At 59.1% G+C, this 23388-nt stretch carries 21 protein-coding genes and 4 pseudogenes; 15 read left to right on the top strand and 10 right to left on the bottom strand.

Features of this window, described 5'->3' with window-relative positions:
* Positions 1-4 precede the first annotated feature (4 nt).
* From SBC1_RS37725 to SBC1_RS37715, 3 genes are all read right to left on the bottom strand, one after another.
* Positions 5-880, bottom strand: a complete 876-nt coding sequence (locus tag SBC1_RS37725; protein ID WP_165107076.1) for an SDR family oxidoreductase — start codon at positions 878-880, stop codon at positions 5-7.
* Positions 881-958: 78 nt separating this feature from the next.
* Positions 959-2746 carry a glycoside hydrolase family 15 protein gene (locus SBC1_RS37720; RefSeq protein WP_165107073.1) on the bottom strand — a complete coding sequence of 596 codons (1788 nt, stop codon included), beginning with the start codon at positions 2744-2746 and terminating at the stop codon, positions 959-961.
* A 226-nt stretch (positions 2747-2972) separates the two neighbouring features.
* On the bottom strand, positions 2973-3968 hold the full coding sequence (locus SBC1_RS37715; protein ID WP_165107070.1) for an SDR family oxidoreductase: 996 nt from the start codon (positions 3966-3968) through the stop codon (positions 2973-2975).
* A gap of 271 nt (positions 3969-4239) precedes the next feature.
* Between SBC1_RS37715 and SBC1_RS37710 the strand changes: the two genes are divergently transcribed.
* The 8 genes and pseudogenes from SBC1_RS37710 to SBC1_RS37675 all read left to right on the top strand — a co-directional run bounded on the left by SBC1_RS37710 (position 4240) and on the right by SBC1_RS37675 (position 11493).
* A complete protein-coding gene (locus SBC1_RS37710; RefSeq protein ID WP_165107068.1) occupies positions 4240-5817 on the top strand; it encodes a GMC oxidoreductase in 1578 nt (525 codons plus the stop codon).
* A gap of 22 nt (positions 5818-5839) precedes the next feature.
* Entirely contained in the window at positions 5840-6328 is a 489-nt protein-coding gene (locus SBC1_RS37705) for a DoxX family protein (RefSeq protein ID WP_165107065.1), read from the top strand.
* A 35-nt stretch (positions 6329-6363) separates the two neighbouring features.
* Positions 6364-6849 (top strand): cupin domain-containing protein, encoded by a 486-nt coding sequence (locus SBC1_RS37700; RefSeq protein ID WP_165107062.1) that lies wholly within the window; start codon positions 6364-6366, stop codon positions 6847-6849.
* Positions 6850-6859: 10 nt separating this feature from the next.
* Positions 6860-7774 carry an SMP-30/gluconolactonase/LRE family protein gene (locus SBC1_RS37695; protein WP_165107059.1) on the top strand — a complete coding sequence of 305 codons (915 nt, stop codon included), beginning with the start codon at positions 6860-6862 and terminating at the stop codon, positions 7772-7774.
* Entirely contained in the window at positions 7771-8691 is a 921-nt protein-coding gene (locus SBC1_RS37690; protein WP_165107057.1) for a VOC family protein, read from the top strand. The genes SBC1_RS37695 and SBC1_RS37690 overlap by 4 nt, the downstream gene beginning before the upstream one ends.
* Before the next feature lie 753 nt (positions 8692-9444).
* On the top strand, positions 9445-9780 hold the full coding sequence (locus tag SBC1_RS37685; protein WP_165107055.1) for an HdeA/HdeB family chaperone: 336 nt from the start codon (positions 9445-9447) through the stop codon (positions 9778-9780).
* Positions 9781-9836: 56 nt separating this feature from the next.
* Positions 9837-10854, top strand: a pseudogene (locus tag SBC1_RS37680) (IS110 family transposase).
* 360 nt (positions 10855-11214) lie between these two features.
* Positions 11215-11493: a hypothetical protein gene (locus SBC1_RS37675; RefSeq protein ID WP_241202538.1), complete on the top strand. Its 279-nt coding sequence runs from the start codon at positions 11215-11217 to the stop codon at positions 11491-11493.
* Between the two features lie 494 nt (positions 11494-11987).
* Here the strand turns inward: SBC1_RS37675 and SBC1_RS37670 are convergent, their stop codons facing one another.
* On the bottom strand, positions 11988-12557 hold the full coding sequence (locus tag SBC1_RS37670) for a YdeI family protein (RefSeq protein ID WP_165107053.1): 570 nt from the start codon (positions 12555-12557) through the stop codon (positions 11988-11990).
* 518 nt (positions 12558-13075) lie between these two features.
* Positions 13076-13330 (bottom strand): annotated as a pseudogene (locus SBC1_RS40345) (tyrosine-type recombinase/integrase); the annotation flags it as partial.
* 251 nt (positions 13331-13581) lie between these two features.
* Between SBC1_RS40345 and SBC1_RS37660 the strand changes: the two are divergent.
* Complete coding sequence (locus SBC1_RS37660) at positions 13582-14709, top strand: aminotransferase class V-fold PLP-dependent enzyme (RefSeq protein WP_165107469.1); 1128 nt, start codon at positions 13582-13584, stop codon at positions 14707-14709.
* Between the two features lie 302 nt (positions 14710-15011).
* On the opposite strand, the gene SBC1_RS37655 is transcribed toward SBC1_RS37660, so the two are convergent.
* The gene (locus SBC1_RS37655; protein ID WP_165107051.1) at positions 15012-15854 is read right to left on the bottom strand and encodes an SDR family oxidoreductase; all 843 of its coding nucleotides are present in this window, start codon (positions 15852-15854) and stop codon (positions 15012-15014) included.
* 230 nt (positions 15855-16084) lie between these two features.
* Here SBC1_RS37655 and SBC1_RS37650 point away from each other — a divergent pair, with 230 nt between their 5' ends.
* The gene (locus SBC1_RS37650) at positions 16085-16978 is read left to right on the top strand and encodes an AraC family transcriptional regulator (protein ID WP_165107049.1); all 894 of its coding nucleotides are present in this window, start codon (positions 16085-16087) and stop codon (positions 16976-16978) included.
* A 240-nt stretch (positions 16979-17218) separates the two neighbouring features.
* Here the strand turns inward: SBC1_RS37650 and SBC1_RS37645 are convergent, their stop codons facing one another.
* Positions 17219-17620 carry a hypothetical protein gene (locus SBC1_RS37645; protein WP_165107047.1) on the bottom strand — a complete coding sequence of 134 codons (402 nt, stop codon included), beginning with the start codon at positions 17618-17620 and terminating at the stop codon, positions 17219-17221.
* A gap of 428 nt (positions 17621-18048) precedes the next feature.
* Positions 18049-18501, bottom strand: a complete 453-nt coding sequence (locus SBC1_RS37640; RefSeq protein WP_165107045.1) for a helix-turn-helix domain-containing protein — start codon at positions 18499-18501, stop codon at positions 18049-18051.
* A 126-nt stretch (positions 18502-18627) separates the two neighbouring features.
* On the opposite strand from SBC1_RS37640, the gene SBC1_RS37635 reads away from it, so the two are divergent.
* The 3 genes from SBC1_RS37635 (at position 18628) to SBC1_RS37625 (ending at position 21105) form a co-directional block, all read left to right on the top strand.
* Positions 18628-19263: an NADPH-dependent F420 reductase gene (locus SBC1_RS37635; protein WP_241202537.1), complete on the top strand. Its 636-nt coding sequence runs from the start codon at positions 18628-18630 to the stop codon at positions 19261-19263.
* 52 nt (positions 19264-19315) lie between these two features.
* A complete protein-coding gene (locus SBC1_RS37630; protein ID WP_165107041.1) occupies positions 19316-20281 on the top strand; it encodes an SDR family oxidoreductase in 966 nt (321 codons plus the stop codon).
* A gap of 203 nt (positions 20282-20484) precedes the next feature.
* Positions 20485-21105 (top strand): NADPH-dependent F420 reductase, encoded by a 621-nt coding sequence (locus SBC1_RS37625; protein ID WP_165107039.1) that lies wholly within the window; start codon positions 20485-20487, stop codon positions 21103-21105.
* Positions 21106-21393: 288 nt separating this feature from the next.
* On the opposite strand, the gene SBC1_RS37620 is transcribed toward SBC1_RS37625, so the two are convergent.
* Positions 21394-21762, bottom strand: coding sequence for a helix-turn-helix domain-containing protein (locus tag SBC1_RS37620; RefSeq protein ID WP_165107036.1), 369 nt, complete (start codon positions 21760-21762; stop codon positions 21394-21396).
* Positions 21763-21873: 111 nt separating this feature from the next.
* On the opposite strand from SBC1_RS37620, the gene SBC1_RS37615 reads away from it, so the two are divergent.
* Positions 21874-22608 (top strand): SDR family NAD(P)-dependent oxidoreductase, encoded by a 735-nt coding sequence (locus SBC1_RS37615; protein ID WP_165107033.1) that lies wholly within the window; start codon positions 21874-21876, stop codon positions 22606-22608.
* Positions 22609-22678: 70 nt separating this feature from the next.
* Positions 22679-22960 (top strand): annotated as a pseudogene (locus SBC1_RS37610) (NADPH-dependent F420 reductase); the annotation flags it as partial.
* A gap of 58 nt (positions 22961-23018) precedes the next feature.
* Here SBC1_RS37610 and SBC1_RS37605 read toward each other — a convergent pair.
* Positions 23019-23219 (bottom strand): annotated as a pseudogene (locus SBC1_RS37605) (DDE-type integrase/transposase/recombinase); the annotation flags it as partial.
* Positions 23220-23388: the final 169 nt, after the last annotated feature.

Here is a 23388-nt window from a genome sequence, read left to right as displayed (position 1 = left end):
TCCATTAGCCGCCTGTCGCAAACCCTGGGTACAAGGTCATCCCACCGTCCACAAAAAGCGTTGCCCCGGTCACGTAATCAGCCGCATCTGACGCAAGCCAAACTGCAGCCTGAGCGATGTCGTCTGGTTCCCCAATTCGCTTGTAAGGAACCAGCGTCATGAGCTCGGCATAGGCCTCAGGCGTACTCCAGGCTCCGGTGTTAATCGGCGTGCGAATCGCCCCCGGGGCGATACTATTGACCCGAATGCGGTAAGGCGCGACTTCTTGCGCAAGGCTTTTCATGAGCAGCATGACACCACCCTTGGATGCAGCGTAGTTGGCATGACCCGCCCAAGGTATCTCCTGATGCACGGAGCTCATGCAGAGAATTTTCCCGGCCGCGACCGATACTGCGCCATCGACGCCCCGCCGTTTGAATTCCCTTACCGCTTCTCGCGTGCAAAGAAACTGTCCGGTGAGATTCACGCCAATCACGGTATTCCACTGCTCCAGTGTCATTTTGTCGAACGGCGCGTCGCGCTGCAAACCGGCGTTACTGACCACGATGTGAAGCGTACCGAAATAGTCGATTGCACGCGCAAACATTGCCTGCACTTGTTCTTCATTGCTGACATCGGCCTGAACCGTAATCGCACGCCGTCCGAGACGTGCTATCTCGTGAGCAACGTCTTCCGCCGCTTGCGGATCGACTACGTAGTTGACGATCACATCTGCACCGGCGCGAGCAAGTCCAAGCGCGACCGCTTTGCCAATGCCGGAATTCGCGCCAGTCACGAGCGCAGGCTGCCCGGCCAGCGTGGGATAGGACGCCAGGTGTGGCAAACGGCTCGCGTCCGGACTCGCCGGGGCGGAAGGATCTTTGGATGCTTCATCGGTCATGAAAGACTCCTGACTTGTTGGTGTTTGGCTCGAGCATGGCGTGCGGGAAACACGTTACTCCAGGGGAGCACGGGAATGTCAGCTACCACCCCGGTTAAGCGTCGGACCACAGAGGTTGAGCGCCGTGTTGACGATAGCAAGGTGGGTCAACGCTTGCGGAAAATTGCCGGCAAGGTGTTTGCCTGCTACGTTGTATTCCTCGGACAACAATCCAAGGTCATTACTGACAGCAAGTACGCGTTCAAATTGCGCCCGTGCCTCGTCGGTGCGTCCTTGCAGGATCAGGCAGTCAGCCATCCAGCATGAGCATGCGAGAAATGCGCCCTCGCCCGGACCGTCCTGGCGCGCCTTGGTTCGGCGAATTAGACCGCCATCCGAGAGTTCCCGCTGGATCGTCGCGATTGTCGCCGCCATGCGCGGCTCATCAGCCGGCAGAAAGCCAACGAGAGGCAGCAGGAGCAGGCTTGCGTCAATTTCCTGGCCGCCAAAGTGTTGCGTGAAGCTGCCCAAGCCTTCGTTCCAGCCTTCGCGGCAAACCTGCTCGTGCACCGTCGATCGCAATGCCGTAACGCGTTCAAGCATGCGCTGATCCACGGTACTTGTGCTACCGAGCGCTTCATGATGGCGAATGAAACGATCGAACGCGACCCAGGCCATCACCTTCGAATACGTGTACTGTCGCGGTTCGGCGCGAGACTCCCAGACGCCGGAGCCTTCGCTGTCCCACATTGCCTCGAGGTGCTCGACAATCTTTAGCGCAATCGCCGCCTCCTGCGTCGAAGCAGGCACGCCGCCCCGGCGAGCGAGGTCGAGGCAATCGAGAACTTCTCCGAAGACATCAATCTGATGCTGTGTCGACGCGGCGTTGCCAACACGCACCGGCTGAGAATAACGGTATCCCGGCAACGAATCGACGGTCCACTCAGCAAGATGCCGCGCACCGTCAACGCGATACATGATCCTGACGCGTTCGGGCGATCCGGCAATGGCGCGCAGTAGCCAATCTCGCCAAGCTTGCGCTTCTCCAAGAAACCCAGCATTGATCAGTGCACCTAGCGTAAAACTCGCATCGCGAAGCCAACAGTATCGGTAGTCCCAGTTCATCTTGCCGCCCGGCGCTTCGGGCAACGAGGTCGTGGGCGCCGCGATTAACCCGCCGCTCGATTGATGGATCAATGCCTTGAGCGTCAGTAACGAGCGCCTCACCTCGTTCGGCCAGTCAGTCTTCGAATTGTCGAAGCGAGCGATCCACTTGCGCCAGAATCCCTGAGTCGACACTAACGCGGCCTCGGCATCGATAGCCGCGGGAGGCGGCTGGTGAGATGGCCCGTAGCTCATCACGAACGCTAACCGGCTTCCCTGCATGACAAGAAATTCGGTGTCGGTGGCATGAGACTTAACTTCGAGTGGCATCGGCGCGCGCAGGATCACCAGATCGGGACCGACTTTCGCGACCATAGTGTCACCCTCCGCTGTGGACCAAGGTGGCAATGCCCCGTAGTCGAACCGGAGGCATAGTGTCGAGCGCATTGTCACGCTGCCTCGCAAGCCTACGACGATCCGCACGACCGACGAGAACGTTGTTCGCATCGGCATGAAGTCAATGACCCTGACCTCGCCTTCCTCTGTCGCAAAATCGGTTTCCACGACGAGCGTATCTTCCTGATAGCGACGGCTTTGATGGATCACTGAGGCAACGGGAGCGATTGACCAATGGCCGTTTTCCCGCGTGCCAAGGAGCGCGGCGAAACAGGCGTCATCGTCAAATCGCGGCCAGCAAAGCCAATCAATCGAGCCATCCCGGCTCACCAACGCAGCGGTTTCGCCGTCGCTCAACAGGGCGTAATCCTCGATCGGTTTGCTCATTGCAGAATTTTCCGGATCTGAAACACCATAAGACAACTAGCCTTAAACAAAACATTACTAACCGATATGCGTGAATGTCACCGTGACGAATGACAGTTCGTTATACGTACCAAAATCTGTTGACCCAGCAATGCCGCTATCTCCCTGAATGCGTCGTCAGGAAGCCATCGGAAAGTTGATCAACGCGCGCTCGTTCATTGCCCCCTGTGGATCGTGATCGCGAGTTTCAGACTTTGTACTTTTTGGCTAACAAATGGACACCGCCGATCAAACCCAAGGCAGCGGCCGCCCAAAAGGCAGTACGGTGCCGATCGGTGAACATCTCCCAACTGCGTCCTTTTGACTCGCTGTCAAATCGCCCATGCGCGCCGTAGTTGCCCGCCACCGGTTCGAACAGATTGGCAGGCGCATCCGCCGCCAGAGGCTCATCGGTCAGCTGACCGGTGTAGCCTGCTGACGCCAGGTACTTATCGATCAGACCCGGCGCGATGCGATTGGCAAGGATGGCCTTCACAGTCGGAAAACCAACCCAGACCTCACGGCGCTTGTGCGTGGCGGCGAAGAAGATGGCCCGAGCCGGAACCTCGGGCTCGAAAATAGGCGCGACCGGCTTCGCTTTGACGCCCATCTTGTTCATCGCCCAATCGAATTGAGGGGTGTTCACTGCCGGCAAATCCACCATCGTCAAGTGCACGTTCAGCTTGTCATGGATAATTTCGGAGCGCAGAGCGTCAGTGAAACCGCGAATCGCAAATTTGGCGCCGCAGTAGATGGACTGCAGCGGAACCGATCGATAACCGAGTGCCGAGCCCACGTTAACGATCGTCCCACGGTTTCGAACCCGCATGCGCGACAGCGCCGACATGGTTCCGTGCACTTGGCCGAGATAGGTCACCTTGGTGCCGCGCTCGAACTCTCGCGCAGTGAGTTTTGAAACCGGCGCAAACACAGTGGCCATGGCGACATTGACCCACACATCGATTGGTCCCAATTCCTGTTCGACTCGCGTGGCGGCAGTGTCCACTGCAAGGGCATCCGCGACGTCAGTAGGAATCGCAAGTGCGCGGACCCCGTACCGCGATTCGAGATCCGAAGCCGCGTGCTCAAGTCGATCAGGATCCCGCGCCAGCAACGCTACGTCATATCCCCGCCGTGCAAACTCTTCCACCGTGGCACGACCGACACCTGCGCTCGCCCCCGTCACTACGACCACTTTTGGCATTGTCTTTTCTCGCTGAACGGTTACATGAGAACGCGGGCTCGACTGCAACCAGCGGTAGTTCATCGGAGCGGTGTGTGAATCACACCATGCTGCTTAAATAGGCGCAAAACTTGTACCGGACCTGTTGGACGACACACTGCATTACTAAACACCAACAGGACTACTTCTTGCCTGAATGACTTGGACATACCGGACGCTGGCTTATTCAACATTCAACGCTTGCGGGCCCAAATCCGTAATCGATGAAATGAGTGATCGGAAAAGGAAAAACATGAGCCACTACGACGTCGTCGTGATAGGAAGCGGCCCGGGCGGTGCGTCTCTCGCGTACAAACTTGCCTCGACGGGCAAAAGCATTCTGCTGCTCGAACGCGGCGACTACCTGAAGCGGGAGCCCGCCAACTGGGATTCGAAGACCGTGTTCGTTGATGGCATGTATCAGACCAGCGAAACCTGGTACGGCGGTGACGGCAGCAAGTTCCACCCTGGTCTTCACTACTATGTGGGCGGCAACTCCAAGGTGTACGGCGCGGCGCTCTTCAGGCTTCGGGAGCGCGACTTCGACGAGCTTCAGCACAAGGACGGCATGTCGCCTGCATGGCCGCTCAAATACGCAGACTTTGAGCCCTATTACGCCGAGGCGGAACGCCTGTTTCATGTTCACGGGCAACGCGGCGAGGATCCGTGCGAGCCGCATGCGAGTACGCCTTTCCCGCATCCGGCGGTGTCGCATGAGCCGCGCATCCAGGCCCTTAACGACTCCTTGGTCAAAGCGGGATTGCATCCTTTTCATTTGCCGCTCGGCATCCTGCTGGACGAGAAAGACGGCCAGGTGACGCCCACCAGCCGCTGTATCCGATGCGACGCCTTCGACGGATTTCCTTGCCTGCTCAATGGCAAGGCCGACGCGCAGGTGATGTGCGTGGACCCCGCACTCGCAGCTTATCCGAACCTCACACTGATGACGAACACCTACGTTACCCGGCTTGAAACCGATGAATCGGGCAAGACCGTTACGGGCGTTCAGGTGGTACGCGAGGGCACTCCGGGGCGTTATACGGGTGATATCGTCGTGGTCGCTTGCGGCGCATTGTCGTCGGCGCTTCTGTTGCTGCGCTCGGGCAATGACAAGCATCCCAGAGGTTTGGCTAACGGGTCCGACCAGGTCGGCCGCAACTACATGCGGCATAACCAGTCCATCTTGATGGCACTCATGCGCGAGCCCAACGATACGATCTTCCAGAAGACCCTCGCGATCAGCGATTTCTACTTCGGTGCGAACGATTGGGACTATCCGCTCGGCCTGATCCAGATGTGCGCAACCTCTCATGCCGATCAGATCCGAGGCGAAGCGTTGCCCGCATGGCTCGAATGGCTGCCGGAAATGCCCTTCGAAACCATGGCACGGCACTCGATGGACTTCTGGCTATCGACGGAAGATCTGCCGCGCTCCGAAAACCGCATCCGATACGAAGGCGACCACGTCGTGCTGGAGATCAAGGAGGGCAATATGGAAGCACATCACCGGCTGAGAAAGAAACTCGAGGGGCTACTTGCCGATGCGGGTGCCCACGCGGCGATGATGGACCGTAAGCTCTATCTGGGTAAAGACATACCGATTGGGGGCACCGCTCACCAGGCAGGCACCGTGCGCTTCGGTGTCGATCCGGCCACGTCGGTGCTCGACGTAAACTGTAAGGCTCATGAACTCGACAATCTCTACGTGACCGACGCCAGCTTCTTTCCGTCGATCGGTGCGGTCAACCCGACCCTGACAATCGTTGCCAATGCACTGCGGGTCGCGGACAAGATCGGCGAGCGCTTGGGCGTGATGCCGGTGGCCGCATGACGCTTACCGCGAGGGATTGGAGATGAATTTCTTCGATATGGTCGCTATCCCATTGATCGCGCGCGTGTGCCTGGTCGTGATGTTTCCCTTCAGCGCGCTCGACAAGATTGTCCACTGGAAGGAAGCGATGCAGCAAGCGACTTCCTCCTTCTTGCCCGGCGGCGCAGTGTTACTCGTGATCGCCATCATTGTGGAATTCGTCACACCTGTTTGCGTCGTCATTGGCTGGCATGATCGTCTCGCCGCATTCGTCCTTGCGGGCTTCTGCGCTGTCACGGCACTCCTATATCACCCGTTCTGGAAATATCCTCACTTCTGGTCGAAGGCGGGCGACGGTCACAGCCACTTCTGGGACTTTCTCAAGAATTTCGGCCTGGTCGGAGGCCTGCTTCTGGTTGTCATCGGTGGTATGCCGATGAGCGCGTCCGCCGTGCTCGAACATCCACTTTCGTCTGCACCGTATGGAAGTGTTTCGCCGATGGGTTCCCCCGCCTCTTCGAGCAATCAGTAAAGCGACGGTAAACCACCCAGCCAAGGAGCGCATTCATGTCCGCCTCAGATTCAAACGCAACTATGCAATCGCCGTTAAAAGAAGGTGAAGCCCCTAAGGTTGGGTATTGGCATTTGTGGACCGACAATCTTGGGGTCAGTCATCAAGTCAGATGCGAACTGGATCGGTTTGAATTGAAGGGCGTGGGTAACGCTGCTCCTCAATGGAACGACAAGCAGGAACGGTCCGACGCCACGGTGGTGTTCACGGTCCAGCCAGTCGGTTGGGTCGGTGACTGGCACGAGAACCCGGCGCCTCAGTGGATCATCCCGATATCGGGGCGGTGGTGGGTAGAGTCCATGGACGGCACGCGCATCGAAATGGGCCCTGGCGATCTCTCGCTGGGCGAGGACCAGGCAAGCATCCCCGATACAACCGGCCGCATGGGCCATCGCTCAGGCACGATTGGCGATCAGCCTGCGGTGCTCATGACGATCCAACTGCACGTCGACCCGGTCCACGTGCCGGGACACTTTCGCTAACGAGCGGTACATGACGACACATTCGGATGTGGAAATCATTGACCCGCGCTTTAAGGCGATGGTCCTTCCGAACGCACCGCTCGAATTACTCGGCGACGGCTTTCGGTGGCTTGAGGGGACAGTCTGGTTTGCTGACCAGGATTACCTGCTGTTCAGCGACCTGCCGAATGACCGCATCATGCGATGGACGCAAAGCGGCGGCATCAGCGTGTTCCGGCAGCCATCAGGCTTTGCCAACGGCCATACGCGCGACCGCCAGGGCCGGCTGATTGGATGCTCGCACCGCCAACGGTGTACTACGCGCACTGAACTCGATGGGCGTGTACTAGTACTGGCAGATCGCTTCGAAGGCAAGCGCTTGAACTCGCCCAACGATGTGATCGTCAAAAGCGATGACACGATCTGGTTCTCGGATCCACCCTATGGCATTCAGACCGATTATGAAGGCGGCAAACAGGTGCAGGAGCGTCCCGCATGCGTCTATAGGCTCGTGCCGGGCAGCGGCGAACTCAGTGTCGTTTCCGACCAGTTCACAGGTCCCAACGGTCTGTGTTTTTCACCGGACGAGGCGCGCCTTTATGTCTGTGAAAGTGGTTTGCAGTTCGATCCCGACCCAATCCGGCACATTGCCGTGATGGATGTCGGCGCAGACGGCATCGCGTGTTCCAAGCCTAGCGTATTCCACAAGATCGATCCCGGGTTCGCCGATGGCATTCGCTGCGATGAAGACGGCAATGTGTGGTCGAGCGCTGCGGATGGCGTGCACTGCATCGCGCCCTCGGGCGAACTGCTCGGCAAGGTTCACGTGCCATTCACCGTTTCAAACTTGACGTTTGGCGGGCGTAATCGCAGCCGCTTGTTTATCTGCGCCTCACATTCCCTGTTTGCTATCTACACCAATCAGCGAGGAGCGCAGCGTCCATGAAGCCCGCGCCCATCACCCGGATTATCCGAATCAGCCGCAACGTCGTTGAGCTGGACCGTAGTACTGCTTTCTATCAGGACCGGCTCGGCTTCCAGGCCAGTGGTCCAGTGTTCATCATGGAGCGAGCGCTCGCGGCGCAGCTCGGGTTCGGCGCGCGCGATATCAACGTGCAACGCTTGCGGCTTGGCGAGGAGGAACTCGAACTTGTCGAAGCCGGCCCGAACGCACGCCCTTATCCGTCGCCAAACACCTCAGCCGATCTTGCATTTCAACATCTGGCAGTACGTTGCATGGATATCGACATCGCGTTCAAGCGGCTATACCGAGAAGACAGCGCCTCGGCGCTTCCGACGGCAATTTCACGCAGTCCGGATGGCGGTCCGGCGCCAGTTCGTCTACCCGATAGCAGCGGCGGCGTCACGGCCTTCAAGTTTCGTGACCCGGATGGACACCCGCTCGAATTGTTGCAGCCTGCCGGCGATGAAGGCGCACGATCAACTGTGCGCGCCGGGGTCGACCATACTGCCATCTCCGTATCCAGTGCACCGTCGAGCAAAGCTTTTTATGCGGACTCGCTGGGACTGACCACAAGCGCTTATCAAACCAATTCGGGAAGCGAGCAGGGATTGCTGGATGCGCTCGAAAACCCGATTGTCGAAGTCGTCTCTCTCCAAACAACGGGTGAGTTGTCGCCTCACCTTGAGTTGCTGTGCTACCGCAGACCCCTCGCGCCTGCACCCCATACGCAAGCCAAAGCCACCGACATCGTTAGCGACAGAATCGTCATCCGTTGCAGCGATGTGAGCGGGCTCGCGATGAACCTCGGCATGGCGTCGCGACTCATCCGGTTGACGTCCGGGGAACTAGTCCTCCTGTTTCGAGATCCCGATGGTCATTTTTTTGAGGCTATCGAATGACTGGTTTGTACAATTTATAAACGGATACGACAGACACGACAACACCTCGTACATATTCAGCCGGAGAAGGCCTCTGTGCCTCAGAGAACTATCTATCGGAGCCTTCGGCCTCTATCCCCAAGCACAGCCAGAATACGTCCACGCTGAGCAATCGCGAAAGGCGCCGGTATGCTAAGCGGCCCGGCGCGGTTATGCCAGCACGCCAGTAAGACACGTCTCGCGCCGCTACGCCGACCTGCCTCGCGACTTGCCCGGACGAGATATTATTTCGCTTCAGACAGTGGTCCAGTCGAGCCGCGAATGCCCGGCGCCCGGCACGCTGCGCCAGGCTCTCCTCAAACAACAAATCTGCGCTGATATGTAAAGCCATTTACTGTTCCCTCCAATTCGTCCACGACGCATTGCGCCGCAACATCTATTGCCGTCAGCCGAGAATAACAACTCGCACCCCGACACTAGCCGCCAGACCTTAACGCTTGCTTAAGTCTCGTCGGCTTGGAGAGGTTAAGGTTAAATCGCTGTGGTCCCGGCGACGTCACTGTTTGAAGATCGCGGCACTCACATAAAGTTTGGTTTAAGAAAGCGGTCCTAGTCTGGTTTATCCCAACGTTGTTTGCATCATGGCAGCGCGGGTAAACCTTAAGACGCAGCTGATACAGCACGCCCTTATAGCGGCGAAACTGACAAAACCCAAATTACGGGCAGCCGTCGTTTCCACCCTGATCTTCCATTTATCTTACTTAGGAATACATCATGAAATCGATCTCGACTTTCGTCGCACTATGCGGCGTCGTCATGGCCAGTACCGCGTTCGCGCAAACACCCAAAGAGGTCATTCCTTCCAAAATGAAATGCAACGAGTTTGTCGCGACGGATGAAGCCTATCGGCCTGCCCTTGTCTACTGGGTAGCTGGCGTCGATAAGCTCGGCGTTCGCGAGAACGATAGGTTGGTCCTCGATACCGCGCATCCCGTCGATGAGATCGTGACCGAGTGCAAGAAAACGCCAGATGCACTCTTCATGAAGAAGGTCCGGCAGATGTATCGGAACAAGCAGATAACGCTCAATAAGACCTATGCCCACAACTGAAGACAGCGCATTCGCGCGTGGCTTGGCTCGAAGCAGCGCGAACCGGAGGGTCCGAAATGAAGCTTACGAGAGTTGGTATGGACATTGCAAAGAACGTGATCCAGCTCCATTACATCGACGCGGAGACGGGCGAGATCTTGAATAGATCCGTGAAGCGGCGGCGTTTCTCGAGCATTTTACGAACCGGTCGCCGTGCCTGATCGGGATGGAGGCGTGTAGTGGTTCGCAGCACTGGGCCCGCAAGCTCATGGCCATGGGCCACCAGGTGAAGCTGATGCCGGCGAAGTTCGTCAAAGCGTTCTTGATGGGTAACAAGAATGATGCGGCTGATGCACGTGCGATCTGGATGGCAGTGCAGCAACCGGGCAAGTCAGTTGCGGTGAAGACAGAAACACAGCAGGCGGTGCTGGGGTTGCACCGGATGCGCGAACAGCTGGTGAAGTTCCGCACGATGCAGATCAACAGTCTGCGCGGCCTGCTGACCGAATACGGTGAAGTAATGGGCAAGGTCGGGCGGCGCTGGACAAGGCGATACCGGATGTATTGGAGCGGCTGGTGGACCGTCTCCCGACGATTCTGATCGACACGCTGCGCGAGCAGTGGAACGGCTTGACGAATCTGGATCGGCAGATTGCCGAAATCGAACGGCGCCTACAGACATGGCTGAAAGAGGACAAGGCATGCAAGGCAATCGCTGCGATACCGGGCGTCGGTCTGCTAACGGCAACCGCGGCGATCGCGACGATGGGAGACCCGAAGACGTTCAGATCCGGGCGTGAGTTTGCGGCCTGGGTCGGGCTGGTCCCGAGGCAAACGGGCTCGGGCGGCAAGGTTCAGTTGCAGGGGATCAGCAAGCGAGGAGATACGTATCTGCGCAAGCTGCTGATTCACGATGCACGCAGTGTGCTCTTCCACACGAAGGAACCAGGGCCGTGGCTTGAGCAGATCAGAAAGCGGCGGCCGATGAATCTAGCGGTCGTGGCACAGGCCAACAAGATGGCCCGCACGATCTGGGCAATCCTGGTGCATCGCAGGCCGTATGAAAAAGGTTATGTGAGCGTGAAGCCGGTTTGAACGGCGAACGGCGCGTAGGAAATTCAACTTCTACAGGATGACACGTCGAAAGGTTGCGCTGGCAATCGTATGTGACGACAAGACAGGTCGGACCGGGACTCGCTAAACCTGAATCTGCCCAAGAGCTTCGAGCTCGCTGGAAAAAATGAGGCGCGGGTCAGCGGATTTCATAGTGGGCCGCAGCGTATCAGGCTGCAATAAGCCCGGATAAAAAGCTGCAACCCATCCTGTCGCAGTCGTAGCACACGAAAAACCGTCGCAAACGGGATGCGTTCATATAACGGCAGATGAAGGACGGTGGCGTCTCGCGAACAGCCGCCGAACAGTTCTACTCTCTGATAACGTAGGAATCCTTATAATATGGGGCTTTTTTGCCTTCCCACCTTATCGCGACACTTCCGCTTCCATCGTATCCGTCACTACGGACGGCTCGCCAACCCGGTGCGCCGCGCCAGTCTCGCAAAGGTGCGTGAAGTGCTGCACGTCGCGACCCAGGTCAACACATCAGCCCACGAAACCGTCATTGAAACGCGCCCCGCCTTCATCTGCCGGCACTGCGGCGCGCCAATGATTGTCATCGATATCCTTGCGCGCACCGCGCCGATTCGCGCACCACCCACGCGCGGGGGCCAGACATGAGCGCCACTGTTCCAGGACCAGCAACCCGACCGTCGGCTCTGCGGCAACGCGGCCCGCGAGTGGACCTTTGCGCCTGTCGCTCCGCGCGCTCCCTCGCACGTCCACTTCGCCATCACAATTGCGCGACTTCGCCGCCTCGTCACTGCGTCAGCGCTGATTCAGCATCCCGCCTGCTCGAGCATCCCGCAACACCGCGGGACGTCCTGGCCCATCAATCGCCATAGTCCCGAAGACTCCCATTGCGTCGGGGCACTCCGAGGTTTTCTCCCTTCAGGTTTATTCAACGCCTGCCCGCACGCGCCATCGCGAGCCCCGAGCGCACGGACACGGGCCGGCGTCGAACAAGCCTCAAGAATAGCGGCCAAAGAGATAAATAAACCGTAAGCCAGCATTGATCGACGCTCGCCAGCGCTAAGGCGTGGAGAACGCTGCGGGTTGCCCGCCCTGAGCGCGGCATCGTCCGGCGATGCTCGCCGCCTGTCGAACTTCCTGGTCTAGGGATAAATGGTTTCGCCGCGATTCAGCATGCCGATGAACTCCTCAATCTTGCGCACCCGTGTTGCGGGCTTTTTGGCATTCTGTATCCGAAACAGGATAGCGTAGCGGTTTCGGCTGTTCAGCGTCGCAAAGAACGCGCTGGCCTTGAGATTGGCATCCAGTGCGGCCTGCAGGTCGTCCGGCACGACCGAGTTGCTGGCCGACGTATAGGCAGCCTCCCAGCGCCCATCCTCTTTGGCTTTCTCGATTTCTCGCATGCCCGAAGGAAGCATTCTGCCTGCGGCGATCAGCGCTTCGGCCCGGTCTTTGTTGAGCCTGGACCAGATACTTTTTGCCGAGCGTCGAGTGAAGCGTTGCAACCAGTACTCTTCACTTTCAGTCTGTTTTTGACCGTCGATCCAGCCATGACAAAGGGCACTTTCCAGCGCCTGTTCGTAAGTCAAGGTTGGCTGCCCGGCGCCCTTTTTGGCAAGGCGCAGCCATATCCCGGTCGAGGTACCGCCGTTTTGCGTCAACCAGTTTTCCCATTCATTCTGGTCAAGGAATGTCAGACGAGGCTCAGTCATGGAGGATCCGAATGGTTGCATTCAGGCAGCGAGACTTTTTCGTTCACTGAAGCCTCGCAGATTACCGATTTGCGCGGATTTTGGAATACCCGATTTATCGACAATTCAGCGTGTATCCATCGGAGGGAAGATGGAGGTCTTTCCTGGCGGAGCATCCAGTTGACCGGTTTCCCGCCAACATCTGCCATTGCCATCGGTTCCGGCGACGACCGGTAGGGGTCAGAAGTGTGAGTTCGCTGATGCAGAAAGCTGCCGTCCAGCTGCTCGATTTCGCCACCGTCAGCAATCCACCAAATTGCTGACATAGAACCTAACGCATCTCAATGTCGGCATAGGCCGAACCTGTACTCGACGGTTATCGGAGGGTCTCCGATGCGCTCCAGTCATTCGGGTGACGGCTTCGCAGGATGGACGAGCGGCAACAACTTTCCCGCTTCGCCCGGAGAGAGCTGCGACGGAAAGCGGTCGCACGAACCCGCCCGCAACATCGATTCGTGCGGCCGGCACCGAACGCACCAGAGTTCAGTCTGTACCGAAATCTCAAGCGCGTCATCGACTTCGATGCCAAGGTACCTGATTGTGCTTTCAATCTTGCTAAGGCCGAGCAGCAACTGGACGGCTCTGAGGTTCTTCGTGCGTTTGTAAATCAAGCTCGCCTTCGTCCGGCGCATCGAATGTGTGCCGTAGACTGTCGGATCAAGTCCAGCTGCGCCCGCCCATCGACGTATCATCCGGTCATATTGCCTGGTTGATGCCTTTGTTCCACGCCTCGCGGGATTGTTCGGTCTTCATGGCACACTCCCACAAGAAAGATGGGAGTTTCATTTTGAGACCACGCTCCGGCGAAGGTTCACAATCGTGCCGATTGTTGCCACTGGAGCATTCCCAACCGGTGTGGCTCGACAGCAGGTCCATGCCGAAACTTGACGGATGGGTAACGGGGCCTCTCGGCCGATGCCGTTGCAGGTGGCTTTCGTTCGAATCTGTTTTCGATTCTCTTATTCGTCTATTACCGGAGGCGAACGTGCCAGGTTTACTTTCCCATGTCGACCGCGAGGGACTCCTCGAATATTCAGTCGTTTACACCGACCGATCAATCAATCATATGTCGCAGCTCTTTCAAGGAGTCTTACGCGATATTTCCGGCACCCTGAAAAAGGTCTACAACGCGAAGTCGGCGGTTGTCGTCCCGGGCAGCGGGACTTTCGGCATGGAAGCCGTCGCCCGGCAGTTCGCGACGGGCAGGAAGTGTCTGGTCATCCGCAATGGCTGGTTCAGTTTCCGCTGGTCGCAGATTTTCGACATGGGCGGCATTCCGTCTGAATCGATTGTGTTGAAGGCGCGTCCGGTCGAACAAGGAAGGCAAGCCGCATATGCGCCGCCGCCGATTGAAGAAGTGGTCGCTGCGATCAGGGAAAACGAGCCGGATCTGGTCTTTGCGCCGCATGTCGAAACCGCGTCTGGGATGATGCTGCCTGATGCCTATTTGCGCACGGTGTCCGACGCTGTTCATGCCGTCGGCGGCATGTTTGTACTGGATTGCATCGCCTCCGGCACGGTCTGGGTCGACATGCAGGCGAGCGGCGTTGACGTCCTGATCAGCGCGCCGCAAAAGGGATGGAGCGCATCGCCCTGCTGCGCACTGGTCATGCTCAGCCCTCTCGCCCGCGAAAGAATCGACGCAACAACCAGCACCAGTTTCGCTTGCGATCTTCGCAAGTGGCTGCAGGTTATGGAAGCCTACGAGAACGGCGGGTTCGCGTACCACGCCACGATGCCCACGGACAGTCTCGCGACGCTGCGCGACGTCATGAAGGAAACCGAGGCCTATGGTTTCGACAAAGTGAAAGCGGAGCAGCTTGAACTCGGCACGCGCGTTCGCTCACTCCTGGGTGCCAGGGGTTTCAGAAGCGTGGCGGCCGAAGGTTTTCAGGCTCCGGGCGTCGTGGTCAGCTATACCGACGATGACGGCATACGATCCGGCAAGAAATTTGCTGATGCCGGCTTGCAGATCGCGCCCGGCGTTCCCCTTCAATGCGACGAGCCTGAAGACTTCAAGACCTTCCGCGTCGGATTATTTGGTCTCGACAAACTGCATGACATCGAAGGCGCGGTCGCGAGGCTCGCCAAGGCGTTGGACAGTATCCTGTAGAGTGTTTTTCCGGAGCATGTGCGCATGGCTCGCCCTCGCAATCGAATCGACAGGAGGGCCCCGGAGTCTGCCGGAATAGCTATGCGCACACTCGGCCGAAGCGGTCGTTGAGGTGACGAAGTCGGTGAGGCGGTTACAGATCATTTTCCTGCCGTTCGCGCACCGATGGCCGCGAATGTCAGGTCTCACTGTCAGCCAAGGCGTGCTCGCGACCCATATCTGCCGTACAACATTCTCCACAGCGGACGTTTCCAATTGATTGCGAACATCTGCGGAATTGCCGTGAGTGGAGACACTCGGCTTTATTCAGGGGCATGTGAAAGGGATGAGGACAGCTCGCGGTGGGCATCCGCCTGAGCGAGTAAAGTGTTTGCCTTCGCCTCAAAGGCTTCGACTGCATCCGCGCCGGCGGCGAAGCGAGCAGGAGGCTCATCCTGCGCCGTCAACTCTACCAGCGCATCTGCAAGCTTGGCCGGATCGCCGCCCTGTTTCCCGTTCATGCCTTTCCAGGCAGTCACAGTCTCCTTGGTGCGGGGCGCGTAGTCCTCGATGGAGAGTTCGGCGTAGGTCGTTGACTCTGCGCTGAGAAGGTCTGTTCGGAAGAACCCCGGCTCCACCAGCATGGTGCGGATGCCAAAGGGAGCAATCTCCTGCGCAAGCGACTCCATCCATCCTTCGACTCCAAACTTTGCCGCAGCATATGCGCTGCAAAAGACAAGACCAGCAATTCCAGCCGTCGATGAGATCGTGACTACCAGGCCAGAGCGCTGCTTGCGCATCACCGGCAATACGGCCCTGGTAACATTCATCGGACCGAACAGAAGTGTTTCGAGCTGGCTGCGCACCTGGGCGGCGCTAAGCTCCTCGAAGAAGCCCCCATAGAAGTTGCCTGCGTTGTTGACCAGTACGTCAACCCGGCCGAACTTTTGGACAGCAGCTTTGACTGCGGCGTCGGCATCGGCCGGGCTCGTCACATCAAGCGACGCAATCAACAGATTATCGTGATCGCCGATGGCGTTCCTGACCTTTTCGAGATCGCGGCCGGTCGCCACAACGTCATGGCCGGCTGCCAATGCCGCCTTCGCAATGTCCACGCCCATGCCACGGCCGGCGCCGGTCACGAGCCAAACTTTCTTGCTATTCATACGTGGGTCCTATGTGTCGTGATGCCTCGCCGAAACTCAGGCATCGGGATATGAATCAAGTGGATTCAGTGTCGCGCGATTGGCACCAGGACGGTTGCCGAAACCGCCGTGCTTCTTGCCTAAAATGACGAAGCACGCTTAAAACTGCATGGATGTCCTGAGAACGGGGGTACAGTGTGTCTGCCGTTTTCTCGTTAGAAATGCGCATGAATCACTGAGTTTTCAAGCCGATGAGCACCATTACCACCCCTACGGACGGCCTCGCGCGAGCCATCGCACGCTTTGCCCAGTCTGACGGCGATCACGCCACGGCGATACCGGCGCTTTCACTTCATCGCCGGAAGGGGCCAACCGAGCCGTTGCACTGCATCTTTAGCCTCGGGCTGGGCGTCGTTGCGCAGGGCCATAAGCAGGTGTTGGTAGGGAAAGAGGTGATGAACTACGGCCCCGGCCAGTCGATGCTGGCAAGCATCGACCTGCCTGTGATCTCGCACGTCACGCGGGCTAGTATTGAGAAGCCGATGCTTGGTCTAATGCTGACGCTAGACAGCCGTGACATCGTGAAGACAGCTATGGAGATGCAGTTACCGGCTCCGCCTCGAACGCCCGCTTTCACGCCTATCACAATCGAAACTCTTGACGATGCGCTGATAGGCGTCCTGATTCGGCTGATCGAATTGCTGGACCAACCGGCATTGGCTCCGCAATTGGCGCCGCTCTATCAGCAGGAAATAATCGTCCGGCTTCTAGCTGGTCCCCACAGCCCGCAATTACAGCATCTTGCAGCCAACGGATCGCCGAGCCAACAAATCGCCAGGGCGGTGACTTGGCTCAAGCAGAATTTCTCAAAGGAACTACGGGTGGATGACTTGGCCGCGCAAGCGCACATGAGTCCTTCGACGTTCCGTCAGCATTTCCGCAACATCACAGGAACAAGTCCTCTGCAATACCAGAAGCAGTTGCGCTTGCAGGAGGCGCGACAACTGATGCTCAGCCGCGGCATCGACGCGGGAAGTGCCGCGATCCAGGTCGGTTACGAAAGCGCCTCGCAGTTCAGTCGCGAGTACAGCCGCCTGTTCGGTGCGCCTCCGCAGCAAGATGTGAGGCGACTGCGGCCACCGTGATGTGTCGGTTCGCATATTGGAGGAAGCGATTGTTGGCGATCTGGGCTACGGGGTCGAACGGCTTCATGTGAGTGAATGGAAAACTAGTCTGAGCTAGCCGTCAGCCGTCGCTGATCGACCCACATGACACAGTCGTGGTGATCGATATCGCAAATTCAAATGGTTTCCCGGCAATGATAGGTGGCCAAACCGGAGAGCCTCTTTCGGCTTGACGAGGGACGCAGAGAGTCGACGGATAAGTTATCCGAAAACCCGAACCCATGCTGTCCGAAGACGTCGCGCGTGGTCTTCGAAGAGATATGAGGCAGCCAGCGCCAAGAGACCTGCAATAACACCCGTTACGATGTGTTCGACGTAGGGGATGCGGTAGTGACTCGCATGCGAATAGGCGTCGCCTACTGTGGTCAGGATGCCGACGACCAGAGAATTTTCGTATCGATTCGAGTAGAGCTTCGCCGCAGGCGTGAAAGTCAAAAGTACAGCCAGCAGTCCGGTAAGTAGACCTGTATGGAATGCAATCGTCCAGTGGCCAAGACTCATAATATTGCCCCAACTCCCCGGCATGCAGGTCATGCATGCACTGGTCGGCTGCCAGAAACGCTGGATAAACAGCCGTAAGCGGCGCTTCCACTCAGATGACATGACGTATTTCCGATCAATGCCGTTTTAACGGCCGGCGCACCATAGGTATCGCCGGGGCAGCTTCCATTCCTTTAACCAGTTTTCTGTCCTTGTCATAGATGCGTTAAATCTGTACGCCGTCGACGCCGGGTAATAATGTGGCCACGGTGAAATACTACACCGCGATTGGACGGCCGCCGTTTCAACCGTGACCACAATTCGGCGCCCCCGCGTTTATCGGTACCGCGCCATCGATGACGGCTTCGAACGAGCGCTCTACACTAAGTCAGGTTCCGGACTCGACCCTGAGAAGCCGCTGGGGTTAGTGAAACATTAATGGCGGCTTCCAGGACCGTTTCGGACATCGGCCCCGCTATTCGCTGCACCTCGTAGCCGGTAGTGCGTGCATATCGTTCGTGCGACGTGACAAGGCGCGCATGCCGTCTTGCTCATTCCTTGCTCCCAGGAAACATACATCCGCCATTGCGGACCAGCGCCTTCACCTCTTCGCTCACCTGTATGGGGCTTTGACTTAATCGAGCAACGAATTCCTTACGGCGCCGCACGTACGACTTCGAATCGTACTTCGCGCTCCAAAGGACTATGTTAAGCACGACGGGAATGAGATCCAGGCCCTTCTCGGTCAGCGTGTAGAAGTCACGGCGCCCGTCGTCGGGGCTCGGCGCCCTCGAGAGAATTCCTTGCGCCTCAAGAAAGGCAAGGCGGGAAGCAAGGACATTGGTCGCGATTCCCTCTTCCGATTTCAGGAACTCGCCATACGTCTTCTTGCCAACAAAAACGATGTCGCGAATGATCAAGAGCGACCACCGGTCGCCGAAGATCTCGACGCCGTAGTTCACTGCGCAATGGGACCGAACGTCTTCTTTAGATGTCGTCTTCATGGCTAGATCTTAACATCGCTTGCATATCGCAAGTAAATTCCGTTGTTTACTTGTTTTTTGCAAGTAATGTGTCTAGCATGGTTGTTCGGGAGTACGAGCAGCACCCAACAAACCAGGAGGCTGCACATGAGCACTATCAGCATCATCGGCACAGGCGGCATGGCCGCAGCGATCGGCGGCCTTGCCGCCAAGGCCGGACACACCGTCGAGGTGATGAGTCGCGACGCCGCCAAGGCGCGGGCGCTCGTCGAGCAGGTCGGAGCCGGCGCGACGACAGGAACGTTCGGCGCCGCCCCGGCCGGGGACATTGTCATCCTGGCGGTTCCCTACTCCGCCGTTCTTGACGTGGTGAAGCAGCATGGCGAAGAGCTGGCAGGCAAGATTCTTGTCGACATCACCAATCCCGTCGCCTCCGACCACACGAGCTTTGTGACCCCCGGCGACAGTTTCGGCGCGCAGGAGATCGCCAAGGCCGCCCCTGCCGATGCGAAAGTCGTCAAGGCGTTCAACACCCAGTTCTCCCACGTCCTGGCTGCCGGTCCCGCCGAGGGCCACCCGTTGGACGTGTTCATCGCCGGGGACGACGCGCAGGCGAAGGCACACGTCTCGGCGTTCATCGAGAGCCTCAGACTGCGTCCGATGGATACCGGGCCGCTGCCGATGGCGCGGACACTGGAGCACGCCTGCCTGCTGTCGCTGGGCCTCCTCACCCACTCCGTCAAGCACACCAACTTCTCGATCGGCATCAGCCTTCTCGGCTGAGTGCTCCGGCACCACCCCTTCTCACATCACATCACTCATAAGGACCACTAATATGCACGTGTTCGTCACTGGTGGGACCGGCCATATCGGTTCGTACATCATCCCCGAGCTCATAGCCGCCGGCCACGAGGTAACCGGCTTAGCCAGGTCGGACAAGTCCGCAGCGGCAGTGTCCGCGCTCGGCGCCAAGGTGCGTCGCGGGGATATCTCCGACCTCGATGGGCTCAAGGCGGCGGCGGCGGAGTCCGACGGCGTCATCCACGTCGCGCATAGGCAGGACTTGCTTCCCTCCGGCGGGCTTGACGCCGTGGCCGCTGCGGAGCTCCAGATCATGCTCGCGTACGGCGAGGCACTAGCCGGAACCGGAAAGCCGCTGGTCGTGTCGGGGAGCATTGGCTCGCCCACGAACCTAGGCTGGGCGGCGCCCGGGCCCCCCTTCTTGGACCGATCGGCGACCGAAGAGGACCCGGCCCTTCCCGGCGGCGATGCGTACAAGGGCTCCCTGCGGGTTCGTAACGTCGTGGAGCTCACGGTAGTCGGCCTTGCGGAGCGGGGCGTGCGGTCCTCGATCGTACGGATTCCTACTATCGCGCACAGCACGACCGACAATGCCGGGTTCCTCCCGCTGCTGATCGGGCTCGCGAAGGAGAAGGGCGCCATCGGCTACCCCGGAGACGGCGCGAACCTGTGGCCGGCCGTGCACAGCCGCGACCTCGCCTCCTTGTTCCGCCTGGCGCTGGAGAAGGGTCCGGCTGGCAAAAGTTGGCACGGGATTGAGGGCGAGGGCATCCGGTTCCGCGAGATCGCCGAGGCCATTGGCAGCCGTCTGGGCCTACCGGCCGTGAGCATTCCCGTGGACGTACTGATGCTGCCGGGATACTTTGGATTCCTCGCGAATTTGGTCACGCTGGACCTCCCGGCGTCCAACTTCATCACCCGCCAGACGCTCGGCTGGGAGCCCGCTCAGCCCGGCCTGCTCAAGGACCTCGACAATGGCCACTACTTCCCTGCCCCCTGAGTTGAGCTGAGGCAGGAAGCCGGGTCGCAGCGAGCCCGGCGCACAGCAATATCGCCATGCCGTGATCCGTTCGGGCAAAGACGCGGTCGCCCCGGGGATGGCATCAGGGATGACGCACGCGGCTCGGCGCACAAGGAATATTAACCGGGGGATGCCCCCGTTAAGGACTACGAGCAATACCCCAACTCACGAGGAAACTACACATGAGCACTATCAGCATCATCGGCACAGGTGGCATGGCCACGGCGATCGGCGGCCGTACCGCCAAGGCTGGATACACTCTCGAGGTCATCAGCCGCGACCCCACCAAGGCGCGGGCGCTGGCCGACAAGCTCGCAGCCGGAGCGACCACTGGGACCTACGGTGCCGCGCCGGCGGGCGACATTGTCATCCTCGCCGTGCCGTACGGCAGTGCGGCGACGGTGTTGGCCGAGTACGGGGATGCGCTCGACGGCAAGGTGATCATCGACATCACCAATCCGATCTCCCCCGACCTCACGGGCCTCGTCACACCCCACGGCAGTTCTGGCGCGCAGGAGATCGCCAAGGTCGCCCCCGCCGGCGCGCATGTCGTGAAGGCGTTCAACACCCTCTTCGGCCCTGTACTTGCTCAGCGCGGACGCCTCGACGCGTTCATCGCCGCTGACGATCCGAACGCCAAGGCGCGCGTCTCAACCTTCCTTGAGAGTCTCGGGCTGCGTCCGTTCGATGTCGGCGCCCTGCACATGGCCTCGACGCTCGAGTCGCTCGGCCTGATGCTCATCGGCCTAGCCAAAAACGGCGCCGGCACCTTCGACATCGCCTTGAACGTCGATGTAGGCTGAATCACCGACACCACGTCCTCACCGGCAGGTCCACAACACCACTGGGAACCACACGTCTTTCGCGTCGTTCTCATCAACCCATTCCAGTGGAGTTGTCTGTCGACGGCGGCTTTTCGGCCATATGAAATCGCGCCGAAGAGCGTGGGACCCACACGCTGCGGTTCGTCCCGGAAATCCTGCGGCAGCTCAACGGAGTAGAGCCGTCCGACTTCTGATCGGAAGAAGCCGACCTGCCGCCCTCCCACGAACGCGGAGGGTCGTCCGACTCCGCGGTTCTTCAGCATCCTGCTAAAGCAAACCGTCGCGTTCGGCGAGCATGCTCACCATTTCTGCCATGTTCTCGGTTCCCCAGGTGCACAGCGGGACAATCTTGTCGGCCAGACTGCGGCCGAGCGGAGTAAGCGCGTAGTCCACGCGCGGTGGCACCTCCTTGTAGTCGGTCCGCGCCAGCACGTGATCGGCCTCCAGTTCCTTCAATTGCTGGATCAGCACCTTGGCGCTGACGCCGTGGACGTTGCGCTTGAGCTCGCCGTAGCGCTTCGGGCCGTCGAGCAGGAAGTACAGGATCAGCGGCTTCCACTTGCCCGAGATGATGCTGAGCGTGGCGGCGAGCCCGTAGGAGTAGCGGCCACCGCAATTTTGAGAACAGTCAGTCATTTTTCATGGTTACCAAAAGGTGCATACTTGTCCTTAGGTTATCAGAACTGCATACTTGGCTCAAGCAAGCAGTTCCCTGCTTCCGTACTACTCCAAGGAAGGATGCACGACATGACCAGACTGAATGGAAAGACCGCTGTGATCACCGGTGGCGCTACCGGCATCGGCCGCGCCGCAGCAAAGCGCTTCATCGAGGAGGGTGCCTTCGTCTTCATCTTCGGCCGCCGGCAGGAATCGCTCGGCGCCGCTGTGGCAGAGCTCGGGCCCAATGCCCGCGCGGTGAAGGGCTCGGTCTCCGATCTGGCCGACCTCGACCGACTCTACGCGGCGGTGAAGGCCGAGCGCGGAACCCTCGACATCGTCTTCGCCAATGCCGGCGCGGGAAGCCAGCTTCCGCTCGGCAAGATCACCGCCGAGCACATTGACGAAACCTTCGACACCAATGTGAAGGGTACGATCTTCACGGTCCAGAAGGCGCTGCCGCTGATGGGGCAAGGCGGCTCGATAATCCTGACCGGATCGAGCGCCGGCACAACGGGCGCGCCGGGAATGAGCGCCTACAGCGCGAGCAAGGCGGCAGTGCGCAACCTCGCGCGGACCTGGGCGGAGGACCTGAAGGGCACCGGAATCCGGGTGAACGTGCTGTCGCCCGGGGCGACAGCGACCGAACTCGCGAAGGCAGCGCTCGGCGAGGAAGGCCAGAAGCTTTACGCCTCGATGACTCCGCTCCAGCGCATGGCCGATCCAGCGGAGATCGGGGCCGTGGCCGCCTTTCTCGCGTCGTCGGACAGCAGCTTCATGACCGCCAGCGAGGTCGCCGTTGACGGCGGCCTGGCGCAACTCTGACGCGCTACGCCCTACGGCGCTCCATTCGATATTCGGAACCCGTAGGGCGTGGTAAAACTAAGGATAACGTATGAGCTGCGCAATTATCGGCTTCGGCAAGATCGGCCAGGCTTTTGCTAAGGCGTTTGCCCGAAGCGGCATCGAAGTATCCGTTGCAACCACTCGCGACCCGGAAAGCTTTGCATCCGCTGCGGCCGCGATCGGCCCCACAATCATTCCCAAAAAAATGGCGGAAGCGGTCAAGGCGGACATGGTCTTTTTGGCTGTCCGTTTCGAGTCGCACCGGGATGTCGCGAAGGCGCTGCCCACTTGGAAGGGCAAGACCATCATCGATGCGACCAATGCCTACGGCGGGTTGTGTCGCGTTAAGGACGATGCGACGATCAGTCGCCTGAGATGAGGAGGATTGCTTACATCACGAGAGAATAGAATTGTTCGGCAGCAGTCGATGCAACGCCATCGTCACACATCTGTCCCTTGCGGATCATGTGCGCGATCTCTATGCCAGACAGGATGATGCGCGCACACCGAAAATCCTTGAACCCCATCATCGGTTCGATGATGCGTTTGATGGCCCGGTGATCCTGCTCGACGACGTTGTTCAGGTATTTCGAACTTGCCGCCGAACACGCCATTCAACGTGTTGATCAGCGCCGTCACCCCACGCGGCAGGCCGCTCACGGGAGTTGCCCGGCACGCCTGCACCCCTGCCTCAAGCATCGCGGCCGCGACGTTCAAATGACCGGCAGCGACATGCGCTGCTCCGTTTATATCGATGCA

It is taken from the genome of Caballeronia sp. SBC1, assembly GCF_011493005.1.
Taxonomy (GTDB): Bacteria; Pseudomonadota; Gammaproteobacteria; order Burkholderiales; family Burkholderiaceae; genus Caballeronia.
The sequence above is the reverse complement of the archived record's forward strand: the minus strand, read 5'-3'. Positions and strand labels throughout refer to the sequence as shown.